Annotated in this window: 22 protein-coding genes; 10 read left to right on the top strand and 12 right to left on the bottom strand. The window is 68.0% G+C overall.

Annotated features, from left to right (window positions below; translation table 11 throughout):
- Window positions 1-34: 34 nt before the first annotated feature.
- The 3 genes from AB0F51_RS14825 to AB0F51_RS14815 all read right to left on the bottom strand — a co-directional run bounded on the left by AB0F51_RS14825 (window position 35) and on the right by AB0F51_RS14815 (window position 3,354).
- Window positions 35-2,425, bottom strand: a complete 2,391-nt coding sequence (locus AB0F51_RS14825; protein WP_360279466.1) for an excinuclease ABC subunit UvrA — start codon at window positions 2,423-2,425, stop codon at window positions 35-37.
- A gap of 63 nt (window positions 2,426-2,488) precedes the next feature.
- A complete protein-coding gene (locus AB0F51_RS14820; protein WP_360279463.1) occupies window positions 2,489-2,899 on the bottom strand; it encodes a VOC family protein in 411 nt (136 codons plus the stop codon).
- 5 nt (window positions 2,900-2,904) lie between these two features.
- Window positions 2,905-3,354 carry a helix-turn-helix transcriptional regulator gene (locus AB0F51_RS14815; RefSeq protein ID WP_360279460.1) on the bottom strand — a complete coding sequence of 150 codons (450 nt, stop codon included), beginning with the start codon at window positions 3,352-3,354 and terminating at the stop codon, window positions 2,905-2,907.
- 102 nt (window positions 3,355-3,456) lie between these two features.
- Here AB0F51_RS14815 and AB0F51_RS14810 point away from each other — a divergent pair, with 102 nt between their 5' ends.
- Complete coding sequence (locus AB0F51_RS14810) at window positions 3,457-4,710, top strand: MFS transporter (RefSeq protein WP_360279457.1); 1,254 nt, start codon at window positions 3,457-3,459, stop codon at window positions 4,708-4,710.
- A gap of 51 nt (window positions 4,711-4,761) precedes the next feature.
- Entirely contained in the window at window positions 4,762-6,723 is a 1,962-nt protein-coding gene (locus AB0F51_RS14805; RefSeq protein WP_360279454.1) for a heparinase II/III family protein, read from the top strand.
- A 9-nt stretch (window positions 6,724-6,732) separates the two neighbouring features.
- Here AB0F51_RS14805 and AB0F51_RS14800 read toward each other — a convergent pair whose 3' ends face one another.
- Window positions 6,733-7,101: a VOC family protein gene (locus tag AB0F51_RS14800; protein ID WP_360279451.1), complete on the bottom strand. Its 369-nt coding sequence runs from the start codon at window positions 7,099-7,101 to the stop codon at window positions 6,733-6,735.
- Between the two features lie 128 nt (window positions 7,102-7,229).
- On the opposite strand from AB0F51_RS14800, the gene AB0F51_RS14795 reads away from it, so the two are divergent.
- Entirely contained in the window at window positions 7,230-7,640 is a 411-nt protein-coding gene (locus AB0F51_RS14795) for a VOC family protein (RefSeq protein WP_360279448.1), read from the top strand.
- A gap of 78 nt (window positions 7,641-7,718) precedes the next feature.
- Here AB0F51_RS14795 and AB0F51_RS14790 read toward each other — a convergent pair whose 3' ends face one another.
- Window positions 7,719-8,207, bottom strand: a complete 489-nt coding sequence (locus AB0F51_RS14790) for a DUF2199 domain-containing protein (RefSeq protein WP_360279445.1) — start codon at window positions 8,205-8,207, stop codon at window positions 7,719-7,721.
- Between the two features lie 18 nt (window positions 8,208-8,225).
- Window positions 8,226-9,191 carry a 2-hydroxyacid dehydrogenase gene (locus AB0F51_RS14785; protein WP_360279443.1) on the bottom strand — a complete coding sequence of 322 codons (966 nt, stop codon included), beginning with the start codon at window positions 9,189-9,191 and terminating at the stop codon, window positions 8,226-8,228.
- Between the two features lie 122 nt (window positions 9,192-9,313).
- Between AB0F51_RS14785 and AB0F51_RS14780 the strand changes: the two genes are divergently transcribed.
- Window positions 9,314-9,751, top strand: coding sequence for a VOC family protein (locus AB0F51_RS14780; RefSeq protein WP_360279440.1), 438 nt, complete (start codon window positions 9,314-9,316; stop codon window positions 9,749-9,751).
- A 229-nt stretch (window positions 9,752-9,980) separates the two neighbouring features.
- Complete coding sequence (gene uppS, locus AB0F51_RS14775; RefSeq protein WP_360279437.1) at window positions 9,981-10,757, top strand: polyprenyl diphosphate synthase; 777 nt, start codon at window positions 9,981-9,983, stop codon at window positions 10,755-10,757.
- 3 nt (window positions 10,758-10,760) lie between these two features.
- On the opposite strand, the gene AB0F51_RS14770 is transcribed toward uppS, so the two are convergent.
- The 4 genes from AB0F51_RS14770 to AB0F51_RS14755 form a co-directional block, all read right to left on the bottom strand.
- The gene (locus AB0F51_RS14770) at window positions 10,761-11,270 is read right to left on the bottom strand and encodes a hypothetical protein (protein WP_360279434.1); all 510 of its coding nucleotides are present in this window, start codon (window positions 11,268-11,270) and stop codon (window positions 10,761-10,763) included.
- Complete coding sequence (locus AB0F51_RS14765) at window positions 11,270-11,773, bottom strand: hypothetical protein (protein ID WP_360279431.1); 504 nt, start codon at window positions 11,771-11,773, stop codon at window positions 11,270-11,272. The genes AB0F51_RS14770 and AB0F51_RS14765 overlap by 1 nt, the downstream gene beginning before the upstream one ends.
- Before the next feature lie 21 nt (window positions 11,774-11,794).
- A complete protein-coding gene (locus AB0F51_RS14760; RefSeq protein ID WP_360279428.1) occupies window positions 11,795-12,217 on the bottom strand; it encodes a hypothetical protein in 423 nt (140 codons plus the stop codon).
- A gap of 115 nt (window positions 12,218-12,332) precedes the next feature.
- Window positions 12,333-12,821 carry an Lrp/AsnC family transcriptional regulator gene (locus AB0F51_RS14755; protein WP_360279425.1) on the bottom strand — a complete coding sequence of 163 codons (489 nt, stop codon included), beginning with the start codon at window positions 12,819-12,821 and terminating at the stop codon, window positions 12,333-12,335.
- 201 nt (window positions 12,822-13,022) lie between these two features.
- On the opposite strand from AB0F51_RS14755, the gene AB0F51_RS14750 reads away from it, so the two are divergent.
- From AB0F51_RS14750 to AB0F51_RS14740, 3 genes are read left to right on the top strand one after another with little or no spacing between them, the layout of a single operon-like run.
- A complete protein-coding gene (locus AB0F51_RS14750) occupies window positions 13,023-14,111 on the top strand; it encodes a thiamine pyrophosphate-dependent enzyme (RefSeq protein ID WP_360279422.1) in 1,089 nt (362 codons plus the stop codon).
- A gap of 2 nt (window positions 14,112-14,113) precedes the next feature.
- Window positions 14,114-15,100: an alpha-ketoacid dehydrogenase subunit beta gene (locus tag AB0F51_RS14745; RefSeq protein ID WP_360279419.1), complete on the top strand. Its 987-nt coding sequence runs from the start codon at window positions 14,114-14,116 to the stop codon at window positions 15,098-15,100.
- Window positions 15,097-16,542, top strand: coding sequence for a dihydrolipoamide acetyltransferase family protein (locus tag AB0F51_RS14740; RefSeq protein WP_360279417.1), 1,446 nt, complete (start codon window positions 15,097-15,099; stop codon window positions 16,540-16,542). Before AB0F51_RS14745 ends, AB0F51_RS14740 begins: the two co-directional genes overlap by 4 nt.
- A gap of 17 nt (window positions 16,543-16,559) precedes the next feature.
- On the opposite strand, the gene AB0F51_RS14735 is transcribed toward AB0F51_RS14740, so the two are convergent.
- Window positions 16,560-17,267, bottom strand: coding sequence for a TetR/AcrR family transcriptional regulator C-terminal domain-containing protein (locus tag AB0F51_RS14735; RefSeq protein ID WP_360279414.1), 708 nt, complete (start codon window positions 17,265-17,267; stop codon window positions 16,560-16,562).
- 402 nt (window positions 17,268-17,669) lie between these two features.
- Between AB0F51_RS14735 and AB0F51_RS14730 the strand changes: the two genes are divergently transcribed.
- Together AB0F51_RS14730 and AB0F51_RS14725 are read left to right on the top strand one after the other, a co-directional pair.
- Window positions 17,670-18,620, top strand: a complete 951-nt coding sequence (locus AB0F51_RS14730; protein ID WP_360279411.1) for a hypothetical protein — start codon at window positions 17,670-17,672, stop codon at window positions 18,618-18,620.
- Window positions 18,621-18,675: 55 nt separating this feature from the next.
- Window positions 18,676-19,377 (top strand): sortase, encoded by a 702-nt coding sequence (locus tag AB0F51_RS14725; RefSeq protein ID WP_360279408.1) that lies wholly within the window; start codon window positions 18,676-18,678, stop codon window positions 19,375-19,377.
- A 205-nt stretch (window positions 19,378-19,582) separates the two neighbouring features.
- On the opposite strand, the gene AB0F51_RS14720 is transcribed toward AB0F51_RS14725, so the two are convergent.
- Complete coding sequence (locus tag AB0F51_RS14720; RefSeq protein WP_360279405.1) at window positions 19,583-20,380, bottom strand: serine protease; 798 nt, start codon at window positions 20,378-20,380, stop codon at window positions 19,583-19,585.
- Window positions 20,381-20,793 lie beyond the last annotated feature (413 nt).

Here is a 20,793-nt window from a genome sequence, read left to right as displayed (position 1 = left end):
CGGGGGGCGGGACCCGGAGGCCCCGCCCCCGACGCTAGCGGGCGACGTAGGCCGCGAGGTGTTTGCCGGTGAGGGTGGGTTGTTTGGCTACCAGGTCGGCTGGGGTGCCTTCGAAGACGATCTGGCCGCCGTCGTGGCCGGCGCCCGGGCCGAGGTCGATGATCCAGTCGGCGTGGGCCATCACGGCCTGATGGTGCTCGATGACGATGACCGACTTGCCGGCGTCGACCAGGCGGTCGAGGAGGGCGAGGAGTTGTTCCACGTCGGCCAGGTGCAGGCCGGTGGTGGGCTCGTCGAGGACGTAGATGCCGCCCTTCTCGCCCATGTGGGTGGCCAGCTTGAGGCGCTGGCGTTCGCCGCCGGACAGCGTGGTGAGCGGCTGGCCGAGGCTCAGGTAGCCGAGTCCGACGTCGGCGAGGTGGGACAGGATCTTGTGCGCCGCCGGTGTCTTGGCATCCCCGTCCCCGAAGAACTCCGTTGCCTCCGATACCGGCATCGCCAGTACTTCGCTGATGTCGCGCCCGCCGAACTGGTACTCCAGCACCTCTTCCTTGAACCGCTTCCCCTCGCACACCTCGCAGGGAGTCGCGACGCCCGCCATCATCGCCAGGTCGGTGAAGATGACACCCGCGCCGTTGCAGTTCGGGCAGGCGCCCTCGGAGTTCGCGCTGAACAGCGCCGGCTTCACCCCGTTCGCCTTCGCGAACGCCTTGCGGATCGGCTCGAGCAGACCCGTGTACGTCGCGGGGTTGCTGCGCCGCGATCCCCGGATCCCGGTCTGGTCGATCGACACGACGTCGGCCGACGGCGGCAGCGAACCGTGGATCAACGAGCTCTTGCCCGAACCGGCGACACCCGTGATGACGGTCAGCACGCCGAGCGGGATGTCCACGTCGACGTCCTGCAGGTTGTGCGTGGAGGCGCCGCGGATCTCCAGCTTGCCGGTCGCGGAACGCGGCTCCGGCTTCAGGGTGGCCCGGTCGTCGAGGTGCCGGCCGGTGAGCGTGTCGCTGCCGCGGAGACCCTCGATGGTGCCCTCGTAGCAGATCGTGCCGCCGCCGGTGCCCGCGCCGGGGCCGAGGTCGACGACGTGGTCGGCGATCGCGATCGCCTCCGGCTTGTGCTCGACCACGAGTACCGTGTTGCCCTTGTCGCGCAGCCGCAGCAGCAGTTCGTTCATCCGCTGGATGTCGTGCGGGTGCAGCCCGATGGTCGGCTCGTCGAAGACGTAGGTGACGTCGGTGAGCGAGGAGCCGAGGTGGCGGATCATCTTGACCCGCTGCGCCTCACCACCGGACAGCGTGCCGGCCGACCGGTCCAGTGACAGGTAGCCCAGGCCGATCTCGACGAACGAGTCGAGCGTGTGCTCCAGCTTGTCCAGCAGCGGGGCGACGGACTTGTCGTCCACCCCGCGCACCCACTCGGCCAGGTCGCTGATCTGCATCTTGCAGGCGTCGGCGATGCTGATCCCGTCGATCTTCGACGACCGGGCACCCTCGTTCAGCCGGGTCCCGTCGCACTCGGGGCAGGTGGCGAAGGTGATCGCCCGCTCCACGAAGGCGCGGATGTGCGGCTGCATCGCCTCGACGTCCTTGGCCAGGAACGACTTCTGGATCTGCGGGATCAGGCCCTGGTAGGTCAGGTTGATGCCCTCGACCTTGATCTTGGTCGGCTCCTTGTAGAGCAGCGCCTGCAGCTCCTTCTTGGTGAACTTGCTGATCGGCTTGTCGCAGTCGAAGAACCCGCAGCCGCGCAGGATCCGGCCCTGCCAGCCGTCCATGCTGTAGCCGGGGATGGTGAGCGCGCCCTCGTTGATCGTCTTGCTCGCGTCGTACAGGGCGGTCAGGTCGAAGTCGGTGACCGATCCGCGCCCTTCACAGCGCGGGCACATGCCGCCGGTGATGCTGAACTCGCGCCGCTCCTTGGTCTGCTGGCCGCCCTTCGACAGGGTGACCGCGCCCGCTCCGCTGATCGAGGCGACGTTGAAGGAGAACGCCTGGGCCGAGCCGATGTGCGGTTTGCCGAGCCGGCTGAACAGGATCCGCAGCATCGCGTTGGCGTCGGTCGCCGTACCGACGGTCGAGCGCGGGTCGGAGCCCATCCGCTCCTGGTCGACGATGATCGCGGTGGTCAGGCCTTCCAGTACGTCGACGTCGGGCCGGGCCAGCGTCGGCATGAAGCCCTGGACGAAGGTGCTGTACGTCTCGTTGATCATCCGCTGCGACTCGGCCGCGATGGTGCCGAACACCAGTGAGCTCTTGCCCGAGCCGGAGACGCCGGTGAACACCGTCAGCCGGCGTTTCGGGATCTCGATGCTGATGTCCTTGAGGTTGTTCACCCGCGCGCCCTGGACCCGGATCAGCTCGTGGCTGTCGGCAGCGTGGGGTCCGGTCGACGGCGTACGGGTCGTGGTGCGCTTGCTCATCAGTTCTCCATCTCATCGGGCGCGCGCCGTCCCCGACGGCACCTGGCAGGGAAGGCGGACCGCTCAGCGCACTTCCTGGAGCCGGACCATGTTGCCGGCCGGATCGCGGAAGGCGCAGTCGCGGACGCCGTACGGCTGGTCGATCGGCTCCTGGACGATCTCGATGTCACTGGCCTGCAGCTTCGCGAACGCGGCATCGACGTCCGGCGTGGCCAGCAGGATGCCGCCGTACGTGCCCTTGGCCATCATCTCGGTGATCACCTTGCGCTCCTCCTCGGTGATCCCGGGGTCGGCCGCCGGTGGGTGCAGCACGATGCTGGTGTCCGGCTGGCCGGGCGGGCCGACGGTCAGCCACCGCATGCCGTCGTAGCCGACGTCGTTGCGCAGTTCGAAGCCGAGCGCGTCGCGGTAGAAGGCGAGCGCGGCGTCCGCGTCGTTGTGGGGCAGGAAGCTGGCGTTGATCGTGATGTCCATAGCGATCACGCTAACGGCGCGGCGGCGGCCGGTGCTTCTCGATTCCTGATCGGTCTGCTCACCTGTTTCGAGAAGAACGACGGCATCCCGGCCAGCGCGCCCGCCGCGTCCCGCCGGTAGACACTCGGCGGTACGCCGACCAGCTCGGTGAAGCGGGTGCTGAACGTGCCCAGCGAGGAGCAGCCGACCTCGAAGCACACCTCGGTGACGCTCAGGTCGCCACGGCGCAGCAGGGACATCGCACGCTCGATCCGGCGCGTCATCAGATACGAGTACGGTGACTCTCCGTAAGCGATGCGGAACTGGCGGCTCAGATGACCGCCGGACATGTTCACCCCGCGGGCGAGCGCCTCGACGTCGAGCGGCAGCGCGTACTCCCGGTCGATCCGGTCGCGGACCCGCCGCAGCAGCACCAGATCGCGCAGGTGCTGCTCGCTGTCCGTCCTGCTCCCCATGGGACCGATCGTGCCATATTCCGCGCGCTGACGGGACGTGTCGAGGACGGCCGGGCCCGCTCCGACGTACCAGGTGACCATCGCCTACGGAAGGGGACTCCGATGCGTACGACAGCGGATCGTCTGCTGCGGACCTACTTGACGCTCATGGTCGTCGCGACGGGTGCCTCGTCGATGATCTGGGGGATCAACACGTTGTTCCTGCTGGACGCCGGGCTGAGCGTGACCCAGGCGTTCGCGGCCAACGCGTTCTTCACCGTGGGACAGGTGCTGTTCGAGGTACCGACCGGTGTCATCGCCGACACCGTCGGCCGGCGGGCGTCGTACCTGCTGGGGGCGGCGACGCTGACCGTGTCGACGCTGCTCTACGTGCTGCTCTGGCATCTCGAGGCGGGGTTCTTGCCCTGGGCACTGGCCTCCGCGCTGCTCGGGCTCGGGTTCACCTTCTTCAGCGGCGCCACCGAGGCGTGGCTGGTCGACGGGCTGGCAGCAAGCGGGTACGAAGGCTCGCTGGAATCGGCCTTTGCCAAAGGGCAGGTCGCGAGCGGTATCGCGATGGTCGGCGGCACGGTCGCCGGCGGAGTACTGGCTCAACTGACCAACCTCGGTACGCCGTACCTGGTCCGGGCCGGCTTGCTGGTCCTGACCTTCGTGGTGGCGTGGCGGGCGATGCACGACATCGGGTTCGCGCCGAAGCCGCGAGTCTCGGTCGTGGGGGAGATGCGCGCCATCTTGCGGGCCTCACTCGACCACGGGCTGCGCAACCCGCCGGTTCGCTGGTTGATGCTCTCGGCACCTATCACCATGGGCGTCAGCATCTACGGCTTCTACGCGACGCAGCCGTACCTGCTGGAGCTCTACGGCAACACCGATTCGTACGCAATTGCAGGGATCTCCGCCTCGCTCGTCGCCGTGGCCCAGATCGTCGGCGGCCTGTCCGCAACGGCCGTGAGCAAAGCGTTCCGGCACGGTACGTCGGTATTGCTCCTCACCGCGACTGTCACAGCGGTCATGTTGTTGCTGATCGGCCTGGTGACGAACTTCTGGCTGGCCATGATCCTGCTGGCCGCCTGGGCCATCATGTTCTCGACCGCCGTACCGGTCCGGCAGGCGCTGCTCAACAGGCTGATCCCCTCGGCGCAGCGAGCGACGGTGCTCTCGTCGGACAACTTGCTCGCTTCGGTGGGTGGTGCGGCCATCCAGCCGACGCTGGGCCGAGCGGCTGACGCATGGAGTTACGGCACGGCGTACCTGATCAGCGCCGGCATCCAACTCCTGGCCGTGCCCTTCGTACTCCGGGCCCGGAAAGCTCGCGTCGCACCGGACGAAAAAATGCCCTGCGCAACTTTCTCCTGAGTTTCCTCATCGTGCTCCGTGTAGGGGGAGGAGCAAACGAGGGGGGAGATCGTGAAGAGTCGGGGATGGACGAGTGCGGCGGTGGGGTTCGCACTCGCGATGGGGGGACTGGTGGCCGGACCGCCGGGGGCGGTTGCGGCGCCACCGGGTCCGGGGATCACTGTGTTGCCGGATCTGCCTGAGCCGGGGTTCGCACAGTTCGACCCGGCCAAGAGCAACGTAGTACCGGCGACCAAGGCTGCCGCGACTGATGTGCAGAGCGCTGCTCCCCGGACGTTGGCGGGCAGTGCGACGGCTGCCGGGACTTATACGTGTCCCGGTTTCAGCACGGTGGACGACGCGACCACGGTGGCGATGCTCCAGAACGATCTCTTCGCCTGGGGGCCGTACGCGGCGTACAAGGTCGGCAACGGCAGCGGGAACATCAACTGGCGGCTCAACCCGTACAAGAATCCCAGCTGGTACATGTGGTTCCACTCGCTTCGTTGGCTAGGGCAAGGAATCATGGCGGCCGGGCAGGGCAACACGGCCGCGATGACCCGGGTCGCCGCGATCACCAAGGACTGGGTGGCCGACAACCCGTACTCGTGGAAGGCCGACATCGGTGCGGACGAGTCCACGAAGCACCGGGCGAACGTGCTGATCTGCCTGCGCCAGGCGGTACTCTCCGGACTCGCCGTGAGTCAGTTGCCGGCGCAGTACAGCTGGATCGACGCCGCGCTGGTCAATCATGGGGCGTTCTTGACCGCGTACTGGAGCGGCGCCTGGAACCATGGCACGGACGAGAGCATCGCACTCTTTGGTATCGGGTGCACTCTGAATCGGTCCGCCTACAAGACCACCGCGCAGAACCGGCTGGCCGCCGGGATCACCACCTCGATCGACGCGCAGGGTTCGACCAACGAGCAGTCGACCGCCTACGCACAGTTCAACTACGCGCTCTGGGGACGCGCTGCCGCCGTACTGCAGCAGTGTGGAGCCGACCCCGGTACGACGATCACCACCCGGCGGGCCCTGCTCGCCAAGTGGCTCAGCCTGGCCACGAACTCGCTCGGCAAGCTGCACCAGATCGGTGACTCCGAGGTCGTCGCCACCACTCCGGTCGCCGGCACGCCGCTCGAATACGCGGGCTCGCGCGGTGTCAACGGGATCGCCCCGCCGAGCCGCGTCGCCGCGTACTCCGCCGGCTACGTCTTCGGCCGTACCGGGTGGGGTCAGACGCGACCCTTCGCGCAGGAGTCGACGTACAGCATCCGGTACGGCGCAGCGCGGGCCGTGCACGGTCACAGTGACCACACGGCCATCACCTACACGTCTCGCGGTCGCGACATCCTGATCAACGGCGGTCACGCGGGCTATCAGAACGACGCCTGGCGGACGTGGGCGAAGGGACAGTTCGCCGCCAGTGCGATGACGACTCCGTTGGCCGCCGAGACCTATCCGGTCACCAGGCTGCTCAGGTCGGGGGTCTACCCGACCTCGGAGTTCTACGAGTTCGCGGATGCGCCGGGAGCGGGGATCAGCCGTAAGCGCGCAGTACTGGTGCTCAAGGATCCCGATCTGCTCGTCACCCTCGACAGTGGGAGCTCCACGAAGGCGCAGCAGTTCCAGACGCTGTGGCACCTGCCGTCGGACCAGAAGGCAACGGTGTACTCGCGCACCACGGCGATCGGGATGAAGACCGGCGACACCAGCCGGACGATCCTCTTCCAGATCCCGTTCCGGCAGGTGCTGCCGCGGGGCGCGATCCTGCTGAAGCAGGCGCAGACCAGCCCGATCCAGGGCTGGCACTACCCGACCATCTTCCGCCGGAACTCAGCACCCACGCTCTTGTTCGCGCGATCGGGTTACAGCGCGTCGATCCTGTCCGTCGTCGCACCCGTCCACGCCACCGGATCCGTGCAGTACAAGGGTCGCTGGTCCGGTACGACGTACGTCGTCGACCTCGTTGTCGGTGGCAAGAAAGTCTCCTTCGGCATCACCACCGGCGGCTCGGTGTACCGCGTCGCGTAACCCGATCGGTCAGACCTCGGCTGGGCTCATCTCCAGACAGAACTCGTTGCCTTCGGGATCCTGGAGCGTGACCCAGCCGCGGCCGTTCGGTTTGCGATGGTCCTCGTGCACGGTGGCACCCAGCGCGAGGAGGCGCGGGAGTTCCTCGTCACGGGTGCGTTCGGTCGGTTGCAGGTCGAAGTGGATGCGGTTCTTGACCGTCTTGCCTTCGGGGACGGCGATGAAGAGCAGACCGGGCACCGGAGCCGGCGCCTCCACCAGTACTTCGGTGTCGCCGGGCTCGTCCTCGGCGGAGACCGGCCAGCCGGTGACCTTGCTCCAGAAGGTGGCGAGCTCGTACGGGTGGGCGCAGTCCAGGGTTACGTGCCTCAGGATCATGCCGGTCAATCTAGAACGGATGGTTGCCTTGGCGCCGCTGAATTTGCAGGGGTGGTGAGGGCTCGAAAGTGTCCGGGGGCGGGTCTAGGGTGCGAAGCATCAGGGGTAGATGGGGAGAGGAGCAAGTGATGGCATCGAGGCTCAACCCGTACATCGGTTTCGACGGGAACGCACGGCAGGCGTTCGAGTTCTACCAGCAGGTGTTCGGTGGGGAACTGGCTGTGAACACGTTCGGCGAGTTCGGCGCGCCGGACACCGAGGACAGCGACAAGATCATGCACGCGATGCTCGAGACGCCACAGGGCTACACGCTGATGGGCTCGGACACGCCGAGCGACAGTGAGTTCCAGTCCGGCACCAACATCGCGGTCAGCCTGAGCGGCGACGACGAGTCCCTCCGCGAGACCTTCGCCAAGCTGGCCGATGCCGGCACGGTGACGATGCCGCTGGAGAAACAGATGTGGGGCGACGAGTTCGGCATGGTCACCGACCAGTTCGGCGTCTCCTGGATGATCAACATCACCCAACCCCAGAGCTGATCCCAGCCGGTACTGCGTCCGCCGGGCCCGCGGGTCCGGCGCCAGAGCCGCGCTGCCCGCGGCGGTCCGGAGTACGGGCTAAGGAAGAACCTCGTCGTGGGGCCAAGTGTGGGTGAGGACCCGGGCGAGGACCGGGTCCTCGGAAGACACGCAGTACGGCGTCTCCTCCGCGCTGCGCACAGCCGCGACCACCGGGCTGCCCAGGAGGTCCCACGGGTCGATCCGGTTGGCGAGTCTGCCGTCGAGGCGTAGGTCGAGGTAGGCGGGGTTGTCGCCCCACCAGACGGCGAAGGCTTCCTGCAGCTGTGCGGGGTGGACGCCGATCCAGACGCCGTACGTCAGCGTGTGGTCACCCTTCAAGTGGATCGGCAGCAGAGCCCGGACGAACGCGCCGTAGCCGTCAGCCTGCAGCATCACCGACTCGGTGGGAGTGTCGTGGCTCATCCAGAGGCCCGGCAGTTGTTCCCAGTCGGGGAGCTCGACCAGCGGGGTCGGGAGCTGGAAGCGGAGGTGGCGGTTGTGCGCGCCGACGGAGCGTCCGCAGGTCGCGCAGTTGTCGGTGTGCACTGGCTGAGTATGCGTGCTTCAGGGGTTTTGGACGAGGGGTTCGGATTCTTTGACTGGGGTCAGGGGTTTGCCGTGGGTGAAGTAGTGGGTGAGGTTGTCGACTACTAGTTGGCCCATGGCGTTGCGGGTGGGGATGGTGGCGGAGCCGACGTGGGGGAGGAGGACTGCGTTGTCCAGCTCGAGCAGGCCCGGGTGGACTTCGGGTTCGTTCTCGAACACGTCGAGGCCGGCGCTCAGGATCGTTCCCGAGCGGAGGGCTTCGACCAGTGCCTCCTCGTCGACGACGGTGCCGCGGGCGACGTTGATGAGGATGCCGTCGGGACCGAGTGCTTTCAGGATCTCGGCGTCGACCAGGTGCCGGGTCTCGTCGCCGCCCGGAACCACGATCATCAGGATGTCGACGGCGGCCGCCAGCTCGGAAAGCGTCGGATAGTAGCGGTAGGCAACGTCTTTGCGATGGCGGTTGTGGTAGGCGATGGAGATGCCGAACGCCTCCGCCCGCTGGGCGATCGCCTCGCCGATCCGGCCGAGGCCGAGGATGCCCATCGTGCGGCCGTTCAGCGTTGCCTTCGTCAACGGGTAGGCGCCCTCGGTCCACGACGCGGCCCGCAGGTAGCGCTCGGCGCGGGACAGTTCACGAGCCGTCATCAGCAGGAGCCCGAGAGCCGTGTCGGCGACCTCGTCGTCCAGTACGCCGGGAGTGTTGGTGACGATGACCCCCCGCTCGGCGGCCGCTTGCGCGTCGATCTTGTCGTAGCCGACGCCGAAGCTCGCGACCAGCCGCACCGCGGGCAACCGGTCGAGGAACGCGCCGTCGATCGCAGTACCGCCAGTCGCGACCGCGGTGATGTCCTGGGCCCGCTCGGCCAGTACTGCGTCCGGGTCGTCCGACTCCCACAGCCGGATCACGTCGAAGTGTTCCGCGGTCCCGGCCAGCACCGTCTCGTTCATCGGACCGGGCAGCAGAACGGTGGGACGTGACATCGCAACTCCCAGGGGTCGAGGGTCTCCCAACCCTATTCCGCCGGCCTGCAGCGCGAACGGGCCGACCTAGGAGTTCGAGTAGCGGCCGCCAGCTGGCCGCTACTCCCGGCAGGGTGCTGCGCATGACGGAGAACAGAGCTGCCAGCTTGCACGCGTACTTCGGATACCGGGACGCGGTCGCCGCGTTGCGATGGCTGGAGGACGCGTTCGGGTTCGAGACGACCATGCAGTACCCCGACGACAAGGGCGGGATCATGCACGCCGAGCTGCGGCGTGGAGATGCGGCCATCACTCTCTTCACCGACGAAGAGGGCTACGAGAAGCTGCCGCGCAAGGGTGACAGCGTCGGGCACGGGCTGTACCTCGCGCTCGGCTCGCAGGCCGAGGTGGACGAGGTGTACGCCAGCGCGACCAAGCACGGCGCCGAGACCGTGTGGGCACCGGACAACACCGAGTGGGGCAACTACCGCTGCCGCGTCGCCGACCCAGAAGGCTACGAATGGACCTTCGGCACTCACATCCCCGGCCAACCCACCGCCAACTGGACCGAAGAAGCCTGACAGCTCCCCGGCCGGTGAGGAGGCCTGACGGCTCTCCGGCCAGCCAACCGCCGCCCGGAGCGAGGAGGCCGGCCCCTGTTGCTGGAGGACAACGGCCATCTTGGGGAAACCGAGTAGACATCGGCTGGATCGCTGGACTGCAACGGGGTTTGCTGAGGGGGCAGGTGGCGTTTCGTACGGTGGGCGAAGGGCTTTCTTGTTACGCCCTGAGACGAGTAGGTTACTCCGCATGCCCGCTCTCGGTCCGCTGTATGCGTTGTACGTCCGCCGCCTTCGGTCTCAGCTCGCCGGCCGGGAACTGCCCGAGCACATCGGGGTGGTGACGGACGGGAACCGGCGGTGGGCGCGCGGCAAGGGGCACAGCAACCCGAGCGTCGGCCACCGCCGCGGAGCCGAGCACATCGAGAACCTGCTCGGCTGGTGCGAGACCGCCGGCGTACCGCACGTCACCGTCTTCCTGTGCTCCACGGAGAACCTCGCCAAGCGCGACGACGCCGAGGTCGCGTACCTGATGGAGGTCGTCGAGGAGATCGTCGCGGGCCGGCTCGCGCAACCCGGCGGCCGCTGGCAGGTACACATCGCCGGCCTGCTCGACCTGCTCCCGGACAGCACGGCGCACGCCCTGAAGAACGCGGTCGACGCGACCAAGGACTGCACCACCGGCAACCACATCACCCTCGCGATCGGGTACGGCGGACGGCAGGAAGTCGTCGAGGCGGTCCGCTCGCTGATGGAGTCGGAGGCGGAGGCGGGCAACGATCTCAGAGGCCTGGCCGAGACGCTCTCGGCCGACGACATCACCAAGCACCTCTACAACGTCGGCCAGCCGGACCCCGACCTGATCATCCGGACCAGCGGCGAGCAGCGGATGTCGAACTTCCTGCTCTGGCAGAGCGCGTACTCCGAGCTCTACTTCTGCGAGGCGTACTGGCCGGCCTTCCGCGAGGTCGACTTCCTCCGCGCCCTCCGCTCGTACGCCGACCGCCACCGCCGCCGCGGCGCCTGAGCCTCAGTCGCAAGCGGGTGTGGAGAACTCCTCGACCGTGGAGATCTTGTCGTCCGGCCCCGGCCCGACCGCAGTACCGGCCGTAGCAGCCTGATGCCTGACCAGACCGGGCTCCAGCAACTTGAGGTCGGAGAAGGTGAACTCGGTTCCTCTGGCCGCCCAGTTGTCGCCCCAGAGTTGCACGGAGTACGCACCTGTTGCCTGCGGGAGCTCCCCTGACAGTTGCCAGCCGCTGCCGCCGGTCAGCAACGAGAACTGGACGACACCCTTGGCCGGGTCGGCGTTGTTGTACTCGACGGACGGCGGCACGACCGTGGTGGGCAGGTTGGGCGGTCGGTGCGAGACCTTGATTCTCGTGATGTGGGCGTCGCAGTCCCGCAGTACGAGGACAGGCTTGCCGGCGTCGTCCACCGTCACGCCCACCGAAGCGGGTGATCGCCGCGGCCCGCAGCCGGCCAGGGACATCACCAGACAGCCGATGACGCTCACCCACGCGACCTTCCGCCAGCTCATCAGCCGCAGTCCTCGGGGGTGAACTCGTCAAGGCTGACGGTCTCCGTGGAGTTGGCCCGCGGCAACACCTTCGTGATCAGGATCTGGCCCGGCTGGAGGTCGTTCAGCATCGTCGGGGTGAACGCGATGGCCGCCGCGTTCGACGAGCCGTCCTTCTTCCGGCCCTTCAGGGAGTAGCGATGGGTGGGATCGAGCTCCGGTACCGGCGCCTGCGACTTCCAGCCCTTGGCGCCCTCGACCAGCGGGAACTGCACGATGCCCTTCGGGGAGCGCGGGTTGGACCACTCGGCCAGCACCACGTCATCGGCGGTCGTCTCGGTCTGCACGTGGTCCAGCAACTTCAGTTTGTCGATATCGCCCTTGCAGTCCTGGAGCACGACGATGACCTTGCCGGCCTCGTCCACGGTCACCCCGATGACGCCGGACTCGGTCGGGCTGCACGCGGTCAGCATGGCCGCAGTACAGGCGACCACCCCGACCCACACCAGTTTCCCCCGGCTCATGCGTCAGAGCGTAGGGCGTGCTCAGGGGCAGTCGTCGGTGATGAAGTCCTCGAGCGAGGTGATTCTGTACTGCGGGGTGGCGGGCGACGCGCCGTACGACGGGACCTCGTCGCGGCGGAGCCAGTCGTGCCGGACCTGCCCCGGTTTGAGGGTCTTGAGGTCGGCAAGGGTGAACTCGGTACCCCGCCCCAGCCACTTCCGGCCGTCGCTCCAGGCCTCGACCACGAACTTGCCACCCGCGTGCGGCTTCGGCACGGTCCCGTCCGGCCGCCACCCGTCCGTACCGGTCAGCAACGGAATCTCGACGACCTCCTGGACCGGCTGCTCGTTCTCGTAGGAAACCCGCACCGACGGCTTGGTCTTGTCGTAGAGCACCAGCTGAGTGATGTCGGCCCGGCAGTTCTGCAACACGATGACCGGATTCCCCGCCCCATCGACAGACATCCCCACAGCAGCCTCAGAGGTCCCCGGCTCACACGCGGCCCCCACCACCGCCACCCAGACGGCAGCCCCACCCAAAACCACCCACCGACGCCGCCCCATCTTTCGAGAGTAAGCCTTAAAGCGTGCCGAGGTCTTCGAAGATGAGGGCTGTTCTGGTGGCGAGGACTTCGGGGATGGCTTGGAGCTTTTCCAGGACGACTCGGCGGAGACCTTCGTTGTCGGCGGCGCGGACCAGGAGGATGGCGTCGAAGTCGCCGCCGACCAGGGCCATGTGCTTGACCTCGGGGATCGCCTGGAGTTGTTCGCGCAGGGTTCGCCAGGAGCTCTGGCGGAGACTCAGGGTGACGTACGCCGAGGTCGCCAGCCCGAGTTTCAGCGGATCGACGGTAGCGGTGAAACCCGTGATCACGCCGGTCGTGGTGAGGCGTTCGACCCGGGCGTAGGCGTTCGCTCGGGAGATGTGCACCTGGTCGGCCAGAGCCCGGATGGAGAGCCTGCCGTCGCGGCTGAGCGCGGCCACGATCTGCCGGTCGAGCTCGTCGAGCGCTGGGGCGGCGGCCATCTGTCCAGGTTCGGCCGTGCCGACCGCTACGTCCTCGGACATTCTGCTCCTCAGGATGGTCGGATGTAACCGAACGTCCCAGGATTCTCCCAGCTATGGATCCGAATGGCCAGAAGTATGACGATGAGACATCCGTACGTCTTCCCTGCGCAGGAGGGTTTTCATGAACGAGCGAAGCGAGTTCATCATCAAGCAGAGCCTGCCTCGTGCCTCATCGGCGCCCGGAGCGAAGCGAGGACGTCGATGAGGTTCGTCGAGGAGCGTTTGCTCCCCTCCGCTGAGCCAGTTCAGCTGGTCGACCAGAACGGCACGCGGCACGACAACCCGCAGTACGGGATGCCGTCGCCGGAAGCCCTGGTCGACGGCTACGCACAGTTGGTCGTGGGCCGCAGGATCAACGACCAGGCCAGCGCGCTCGTCCGGCAGGGCCGGCTCGCCGTCTACCCGTCGTCGCACGGCCAGGAGGCGTGCCAGGTGGCCGCCACGATGGTGCTCGGCGAGCAGGACTGGCTGTTCCCGACGTACCGGGACACCGTGTCGATCGTCAGCCGCGGTGTCGACCCGATCGAGACGCTGACGCTGCTGCGCGGCGACTGGCACTCCGGCTACGACCCGTACGACCGCAACGTGGCGCCTCAGGCGACGCCCTTGGCGACGCAACTGATCCACGCCGTCGGGGTCGCGCACGCCGCGCGGCTCAAGGGTGAGGACACCGTCGTGATGGCGCTCTGCGGCGACGGGGCGACCAGCGAGGGTGACTTCCACGAGGCGCTGAACTTCGCGGCCGTGTTCAAGGCGCCGGTGGTGTTCTTCATCCAGAACAACGAGTACGCGATCTCCGTGCCGCTCGCTCGGCAGACCGTCGCGCCCTCCCTTGCGCACAAGGGCATCGGGTACGGCGTACCGGGGGAGCGGGTCGACGGCAACGATCTGGCCGGACTGCTCGCAGTACTGGGCTCCGCTGTTGACAAGGCGCGCGCTGGGGAAGGGCCGCAGCTCGTCGAGGCGCACACGTATCGCGTCCAGGCGCACACCAACGCCGACGACGCGACTCGCTACCGCAACGACGCGGAGGTCGCTCCTTGGCTGGAACGCGACCCGCTGAAGCGACTGGATGCCTACCTGACGGCCGAAGGACTGCTTGACGACGTACGGCGAGGTGAGGCGGCGGCTGCTGCCGAAAAGGTCGCCGAGGAGTTGCGGGTGGGGCTGATGCAGGAGCCGTCGACCGATCCGGCGGAGCTGTTCGCGCATCTGTACACGACGCCGACGCCGCAGTTGCGGGAGCAAGCCGCGTTCCTGCAGGACGAGCTGTCGCGAGAGGAGGCCTGACCATGGCGCACGAAAAGCTCTCCATGGCCCAGGCGCTGAACCAGGCGCTGCGGGACGCGATGCGGGCCGACGACACGGTGCTGATGTTCGGCGAGGACGTCGGCGCGCTCGGCGGGGTCTTCCGGATCACCGACGGGCTGACCGCCGAGTTCGGCGAGGATCGTTGCTTCGACACCCCGTTGGCCGAGTCCGGCATCGTCGGGATGGCGGTCGGGCTGGCGATGAACGGGATGCGGCCGGTCGTCGAGATGCAGTTCGACGCGTTCGGCTACCCGGCGTTCGAGCAGGTGGTCAGCCACGTGGCGAAGATGCGAAACCGGACCCGCGGCAAGATCACGCTGCCGCTGGTGATCCGGATGCCGTACGCCGGTGGCATCGGCGGCGTCGAGCACCACTGCGACTCCTCCGAGTCGTACTACGCGCACACGCCGGGGCTGACGGTCGTTGCCCCGGCCACCGTTTCCGACGCGTACACCTTGTTGCGCAAGGCAATCGAGTTCCCCGACCCGGTGATCTTCATGGAGCCCAAGAAGCTGTACTGGGCCAAGGAAGAGGTCGACCTGAGTGTCGAAGGACCGGGGATCGGGACGGCCGTCGTACGGCGAGAGGGTGCGGACGCGACGCTGATCGCGTACGGGCCGTCGGTGCCGATCGCGATGGAGGCGGCCGAAGCGGCTGCTGCCGAGGGGCGTCAGTTGCAGGTGGTGGATCTGCGGTCGCTGGTGCCGTTCGACGACGAGACGGTGTGCGCGGCGGTTCGTAGTACTGGTCGGGCTGTCGTGGTGGCCGAGGCGAGCGGGTTTGCGAGTGTCTCGTCGGAGATCGTTGCCCGGGTCACCGAACGGTGCTTCCACTCGCTGGCGGCGCCGATCCGGCGGGTGACCGGGTTCGACATCCCGTACCCGCCGCCGAAGCTGGAGCGGCACCAACTGCCCGGCGTGGACCGGATCCTGGACGCTGTCGACTCCCTGCAGTGGGAGGACTCATGAGCGGCACCCGGACGTTCCTGCTGCCGGATCTCGGTGAAGGGCTGACGGAGGCGGAGATCGTTCGCTGGCTGGTCGAGGTGGGTGACGTGGTCGCGGTCGACGCGCCGGTCGCCGAACTCGAGACGGCCAAGTCGATCGTCGAGGTCCCGTCGCCGTACGCCGGCGTGGTCGCCGAGCTGCACGGCCCCGTAGGCACGACCATCGACGTCGGCAAGCCACTCATCACCATCGGCACCCTCGACCAAGCCGCCGAAACCTACCGCCAGGAAGAAAAAGCCGGCTCCGGCAACGTCCTCATCGGCTACGGCACCCCAGAATCCGCCGCATCCGGCCGGCGCCGACGCCCCCGCAGTACAACGCCCACAGCGGTTACTGCGAAGAACGTCGAGGGCGCACCGCACTCCACCGCGGCAGCTCCTCGTCCGGCTGCGCCGGCCGAGTCGCAGGTCGGTGGCGCGGCCGCGCGCTCCTCCGAAGCACATCGCGGCGCTTCGGCTTCAGCCGACCCGGCACCCGCCGCTTCCGCGCCGCGGGCGCGGAAGGTGCCTTTGGTGGTTTCGCCGTTGGTTCGGCGGATGGCCAAGGATGCGGGGGTGGATCTGCGGGAGGTCGAGGGGTCTGGCGCGGGTGGGTTGATCGTGCGGCGGGATGTTGAGCGGGCGATTGCTGCCGGCTCGGCTGCCTCGGCTGTTGCGTCGCCTGCTGTGGCTGACGAGGTGCCTGCCGAGGTGGATGCGCGGACCGGGTTGGGGGAGTTGCGGCGGGTTCCGGTGAGTGGGTTCCGGAAGGCTGTGGCGGCGACTTTGAGTCGAAGCCGGCGGGAGATTCCGGAGGCGACGACCTGGGTGGACGTGGATGCGACCGCTCTGCTCGAGTTGCGCGAGTCGTTGCGGACGGCAACCGATCCGGGTCCTGGACTGCTTGCGCTGATGGCGCGATTCGTCGTCGCAGGGTTGAAGAAGTACCCCGAGCTCAACGGGTTCGTCGACACCGAGCGCGAAGAGCTGGTGCAGTACGACGGCGTCAACCTCGGTCTGGCTGCTCAGACCGAGCGCGGTCTCGTAGTACCGGCTATTGCCGACGCGCACCTGCTGACCGCCCGCGGGCTTGACGCGGAGATCCGCCGTCTGACCGCGTCAGCACGAGACGGACGGCTGACCGCGCGCGAGTTGGCGTGTGGGTCGTTCACGCTGAACAACTACGGCAGTTTCGGCGTCGACGGCAGTGCGGCGATCATCAACCACCCGCAGGTCGCGATCCTCGGCGTCGGCCGGATCATCGACCGTCCGTGGGTCGTCGACGGCCAGTTGGCGGTCCGCAAGCTGACCCAGTTGTCGCTCGTCTTCGACCATCGAGTCTGCGACGGCGGCACCGCGGCGGGCTTCCTCCGCTTCGTCGCCGACGCCTTCGAGTCCCCGGCCTCGATCCTGGCCGACCTCTGAGCCGGCCGAGCTGAATCTCAGGAGAGCTGGCGCGGGCGGAGGCCGATGAGAATCGCGCGGAGACCGGTCTGGAAGCGTGCTTCGGGACCAGCCAGGTCCTCGCGACTGAGGTACGCCGACAGCGTGGCGGCGCCGATCCCCAGCTGATCGCCCGCCGCGGAGGCCCATTCGCGCTCGGCCAGCCCGCTCCGGCGTACGGTCGCCACCCACGCCGCGTCGGTCACCGCCGCCCCGACGACGTAGTGGAAGACCGCCGACACCGCCGCGTCGAGATGGACGCCCTTGAAACCCGCCGTGCTGAGGATCGCCTGGATCCGCTCGGCATAAGCCTGGTAGTGCGGTCCGAGCCCGGCATGACTCGCCATCAGCTGCGCCGCCCACGGATGCTCAGCCAGTACTGCGTACGCGGCGCGCGCCAGCACCGTCAGTTGGTCGCGCCAGTCGCCTTCGTCGGCCGGCACCAGCGCCTCCGCCAGCACCGTGTCGACGGCGAGTTCGAGCAGGTCGTTCTTGTTCGCCACCCGCCAGTAGAGCGCCGAGGTGGCAGCGGTTCCGAGCTCGGCGGCCATCCGCCGCATCGACAGTTTCTCCAGCCCGTCGCGGTCGAGCAGCTTGATCGCGGTCTCGACGATGTCGTCGCGGCTGAGCGGCGCGCGGGTCTCACCCGGCTCGGTCCGCAACCAGACCGACCCGAGCACTGTCTTCTCATCCGCTTCGCGTGCCATTCGCGGAATCCTACTGATACGGCGTTCCAGCGCGAAATACGGCGTATTAGTTGCCTCGATCATCTGGTAGTCACGTTCAGGTCAGTTGCTTGATTCCCCTGTTTTGACTACGCAGCGCGCTCGCCGGAGCCGAAAGCGTTTCGTTATGTAAGGGCTCGGCGTGGCGCAGCCCGATGACTTGCATCTGCTATGGCAAGCACACCAGAATGCCGAGGGCGTGTCCCTTCGGGGTTGGTCCTGGTGCAATTCGGCCGGACCGGTAGGGCGCGCGACGACACACCGCCGGATCCCGGCCCGCACTGGGGCGGGGCCCACCTGTCCGGCCTGGAGAATCGCTCCGGTGTCGGAAGATGACATCGCCCGTCCGCCTGGATCGGCATGACAAGTGGGGAAACAGAACCTGTGAACGAGGAAGCAAAGTCGGAGCGCTCTGGTGCGCTCAAGGCCATCAGCTCCAAGAGCACCGCGCTGCTCGGCGGCGCCGGCGCACTGGCGCTGGCCATCGGCGGCCTGACCGTGGCGTTCGCGCCCGGTGCCTCGGCCGACGGGATCGAGAAGCCCGGCAACCCGACCTGTGCGGAACTGGTTCCCGGGTCGACGGAACTCAAGATCGAGCCGGTCAAGTCGGGCTCGAAGACCGAAGGCCCCTACACCGCGACGATCGTGGTCAGCACGCTCGCGGTCGACGACCCGGCTCACCCCGGTGACCAGACCGGCAGCGAGGTCTTCAGCTTCACCGTCCTCGGTGGCACCGTTCAGGGCGTCATCGTCAAGGGTGGTCCGACCGCGAACTTCTACGACTACAGCCCGGCCGGTGCGCTGGCCGGAACGGCCCTGCACGCCCCGGTGAACAAGGACAAGTTCTACGGGCTGAGCCACGTCTCCTTCTGCTTCGTCGAGAAGACGACGCCGACCCCGACGCCGACTCCCACGCCGACGCCGACGCCGACGGTGTCTGACACGCCGACGCCGACCCCGACGCCGACCCCCACGCCGACGCCGACCCCCACGCCGACGCCGACCCCCACGCCGACGCCGACGGTGTCTGACACTCCGACTCCGACCCCGACTGTGTCTGAGACGCCGACGCCGTCGGACACGCCTTCGACTCCGGGTGACACGCCGACTCCGAGCGACACGCCGACCACGGTGCCGACCTCCTCGCCGAGCACCCCGGTCGTCGTACCGACCGAGGTCGACGCTGGTCTGTCCGGCCCGGCACTGTCGAACACCTCCTCGAGCTCCGGTAGCAACCAGGGCATCTGGGGCGGACTACTGCTGGCCTTCGGTGCGATCCTGCTGTCCGCAGGTGTGCTGAAGTCCCTGAAGCGTCGCGGTGCCCACGCCGCCTGACACTCCTGCTGAGCGCCGGCTCCAGGCTCGCTCCCGTTCACGCAAGTGGACGGCAGTGATCCTGGCGGCCGGCGCCGCATTGGTCCTGTTCGGCGGATACCTCCAGTTCAGGGGTGATCCTTCGTCCGCCGAGCAGGGTCCGGCCACCCAGGGTGGCCCGACTCAGCAGAGTCCGGCACCCAGCAGTTCCCGGCGTCCAAAGCCGGCTCCAACGGCCAAGCCGTCGGCATCCGCCACCCGTACGCCGGCCCGAACCCCCACCAAACCGGGGCAGTCGGCAACGACCTCTACCACGACCACGCCCCCGGCCAGTCGCGCGAAGCCGGGTACGCCGGTCCGCGTATCCGTCCCGAGTCTCGGTGTCTCCGCCCGGGTGCTCGGCATCCGCGCCCGTGGTGGCGCGTTGATCCCGCCGTCCAACCCCCGGCTCGTCGGCTGGTGGTCCGACGGTGCTCGCCCGGGTGCGGCGAAAGGCTCGGCGATCATCACCGGGCACACCGTCCACAACGGTGGCGGCGCCTTCGACGATCTCGAGGAGTTGCGGACGGGCGACGCGGTCACGGTGACGACCGGCAAGGGCACGATCAAGTACTCCGTCGTGGGCGTCGCGGTGTATCGCAAGGGCGCTCTGGCCAAGCAGGCCGCTCGGTTGTTCGACCAAGGCGTGGCCGGTCGGCTGGTCCTGGTCACCTGCGAGGACTGGGACGGCACGAAGTACCTGAGCAACGCCGTCGTTATCGCCCAGCCAGTTTCCTGAACTTGCTCTGGGCAAGAACCCCAGGAAACTTGCTCCAGGCAAGAAGCCCCGGACCGCCGCCCCCACTCACCAACCCGTCCGAGCAGCCCTCGTCAGGCGTCGCTGCGCCTGGCTGGTGCTGCGGAGGGGAGGTTTGTGAGTGGGGCCGGTCCGGGCAGGCCGATGGCCGGGCCCGTGGGGGACCGGCCATCGGTGGGTGGTCGGACTAGTTGTTGATCTGGGTGGTCAGGGCTGAGGCGTACGACGCGACCTCGGCGTACACGCCCGGGTTGTTGGCGTCGGCGCAGCCGATACCCCAGGAGACGACACCGAACAGGCGGCCGTTGAGGACCAGCGGGCCGCCGGAGTCGCCCTGGCAGGAGTCCTTGCCACCGGCCTTGTAGCCGGCGCAGATCTCGCCGTTCGCGACATAGCCTTCGCTGGCGTAGACGTTTCCGCAGTACGCGTCGCCGAGGACCGGGACGACGACCTTCTGCAGGCGGTTCGCCGGGCCGGTGCCCTCGGTCTCGCCGTACCCGTAGACGGTCGGCTGGGCGCCGACGGCGTCCGCGGTGCGGCTGGTCTCCAGCGGGAGGGTCGGGACGCCGGTGAACGGCGTGGCCAGGGTCAGCACAGCGACGTCGTGGCCGGCCGCCTGCCCGTACAGCGGGTCCTTCCAGATCTTGGAGATCTTCGAGGTCCTGCCGCCGGTGGTCGAGTTGAGGTTGTCGCGGCCCTGGATCGCTGTGTAGGTGCTCATCGACTGGTTCATGCAGTGCGCGGCGGTGACGATCTTGTTCGCCTTGACCAGGGTGGCGCCGCAGTACTGGCCGACCGGGGACGACGAGCGGCTGTTGTTCAGGGCAATCATCCACGGAACCTGGGCGGTGCCAGCGGTGGTGCCGCCGACGATGTTGGTGCCGGGCGGGGGCGTCCGGGCCTCGGCCTGCGCGAGCGCGCCGGCCGAAGCGACGGCCACAACAGCCGCCGCGAGTACCGCGCGGAACTTGAGCTTTCCGGTCATGCCTCACACTCCAGATTCATCTCGGGCCGCGGTTGGGCGGGGCGGCCGTCTGCGGAGAAGAGTTGTCCGAACACGGTGCGTAGCGCAAGCGATTGTTTGGGCACATCGGTGACGCTGCAGTCCTGTGTCACCGACTTAAGTCGCCCACCCAGAGACCTCGGACCGACGAAACCCCCGCCCCGACGCCGAAAACTAAGCTCCCATGACAGAAATCAACCGAGCCCAGTTCCTAACCCGAGCCGCCGCCCTTGCTCTGCTGGCAGCCGGTACGACACCCGCCGCTAACGCGACGGGGGCGGGGGCGAGCTCCGCCGCTGGCGCGCCGGGGGGAGCGGCAGCCGTCCCGGGAGCTGCGGGGGTCGGCGCAGGGGCTGCCGGCGCGGTGGGAGACGCAGGGTCTTCTGTGGGGGGTG

The sequence above is a fragment of the Kribbella sp. NPDC023855 genome, from assembly GCF_040639475.1.
In the GTDB taxonomy this organism is placed as follows: domain Bacteria; phylum Actinomycetota; class Actinomycetes; order Propionibacteriales; family Kribbellaceae; genus Kribbella.
This window is presented reverse-complemented; position numbering and strand designations above follow the sequence as displayed.

What these genes read in the sequence shown, in the direction of transcription:
- AB0F51_RS14785 (WP_360279443.1), bottom strand. Translation starts at nt 9,191, where the DNA reads ATGTCACGTCCCACCGTTCTGCTGCCCGGTCCGATGAACGAGACGGTG.
- AB0F51_RS14815 (WP_360279460.1), bottom strand. Translation starts at nt 3,354, where the DNA reads ATGGGGAGCAGGACGGACAGCGAGCAGCACCTGCGCGATCTGGTGCTG.
- AB0F51_RS14760 (WP_360279428.1), bottom strand. Translation starts at nt 12,217, where the DNA reads ATGTCTGTCGATGGGGCGGGGAATCCGGTCATCGTGTTGCAGAACTGC.
- AB0F51_RS14780 (WP_360279440.1), top strand. Translation starts at nt 9,314, where the DNA reads ATGACGGAGAACAGAGCTGCCAGCTTGCACGCGTACTTCGGATACCGG.
- AB0F51_RS14735 (WP_360279414.1), bottom strand. Translation starts at nt 17,267, where the DNA reads ATGGCACGCGAAGCGGATGAGAAGACAGTGCTCGGGTCGGTCTGGTTG.
- AB0F51_RS14745 (WP_360279419.1), top strand. Translation starts at nt 14,114, where the DNA reads ATGGCGCACGAAAAGCTCTCCATGGCCCAGGCGCTGAACCAGGCGCTG.
- AB0F51_RS14770 (WP_360279434.1), bottom strand. Translation starts at nt 11,270, where the DNA reads ATGAGCTGGCGGAAGGTCGCGTGGGTGAGCGTCATCGGCTGTCTGGTG.
- AB0F51_RS14825 (WP_360279466.1), bottom strand. Translation starts at nt 2,425, where the DNA reads ATGAGCAAGCGCACCACGACCCGTACGCCGTCGACCGGACCCCACGCT.
- AB0F51_RS14800 (WP_360279451.1), bottom strand. Translation starts at nt 7,101, where the DNA reads ATGATCCTGAGGCACGTAACCCTGGACTGCGCCCACCCGTACGAGCTC.
- uppS (WP_360279437.1), top strand. Translation starts at nt 9,981, where the DNA reads ATGCCCGCTCTCGGTCCGCTGTATGCGTTGTACGTCCGCCGCCTTCGG.
- AB0F51_RS14740 (WP_360279417.1), top strand. Translation starts at nt 15,097, where the DNA reads ATGAGCGGCACCCGGACGTTCCTGCTGCCGGATCTCGGTGAAGGGCTG.
- AB0F51_RS14820 (WP_360279463.1), bottom strand. Translation starts at nt 2,899, where the DNA reads ATGGACATCACGATCAACGCCAGCTTCCTGCCCCACAACGACGCGGAC.
- AB0F51_RS14755 (WP_360279425.1), bottom strand. Translation starts at nt 12,821, where the DNA reads ATGTCCGAGGACGTAGCGGTCGGCACGGCCGAACCTGGACAGATGGCC.
- AB0F51_RS14810 (WP_360279457.1), top strand. Translation starts at nt 3,457, where the DNA reads ATGCGTACGACAGCGGATCGTCTGCTGCGGACCTACTTGACGCTCATG.
- AB0F51_RS14765 (WP_360279431.1), bottom strand. Translation starts at nt 11,773, where the DNA reads ATGAGCCGGGGGAAACTGGTGTGGGTCGGGGTGGTCGCCTGTACTGCG.
- AB0F51_RS14795 (WP_360279448.1), top strand. Translation starts at nt 7,230, where the DNA reads ATGGCATCGAGGCTCAACCCGTACATCGGTTTCGACGGGAACGCACGG.
- AB0F51_RS14750 (WP_360279422.1), top strand. Translation starts at nt 13,023, where the DNA reads ATGAGGTTCGTCGAGGAGCGTTTGCTCCCCTCCGCTGAGCCAGTTCAG.
- AB0F51_RS14720 (WP_360279405.1), bottom strand. Translation starts at nt 20,380, where the DNA reads ATGACCGGAAAGCTCAAGTTCCGCGCGGTACTCGCGGCGGCTGTTGTG.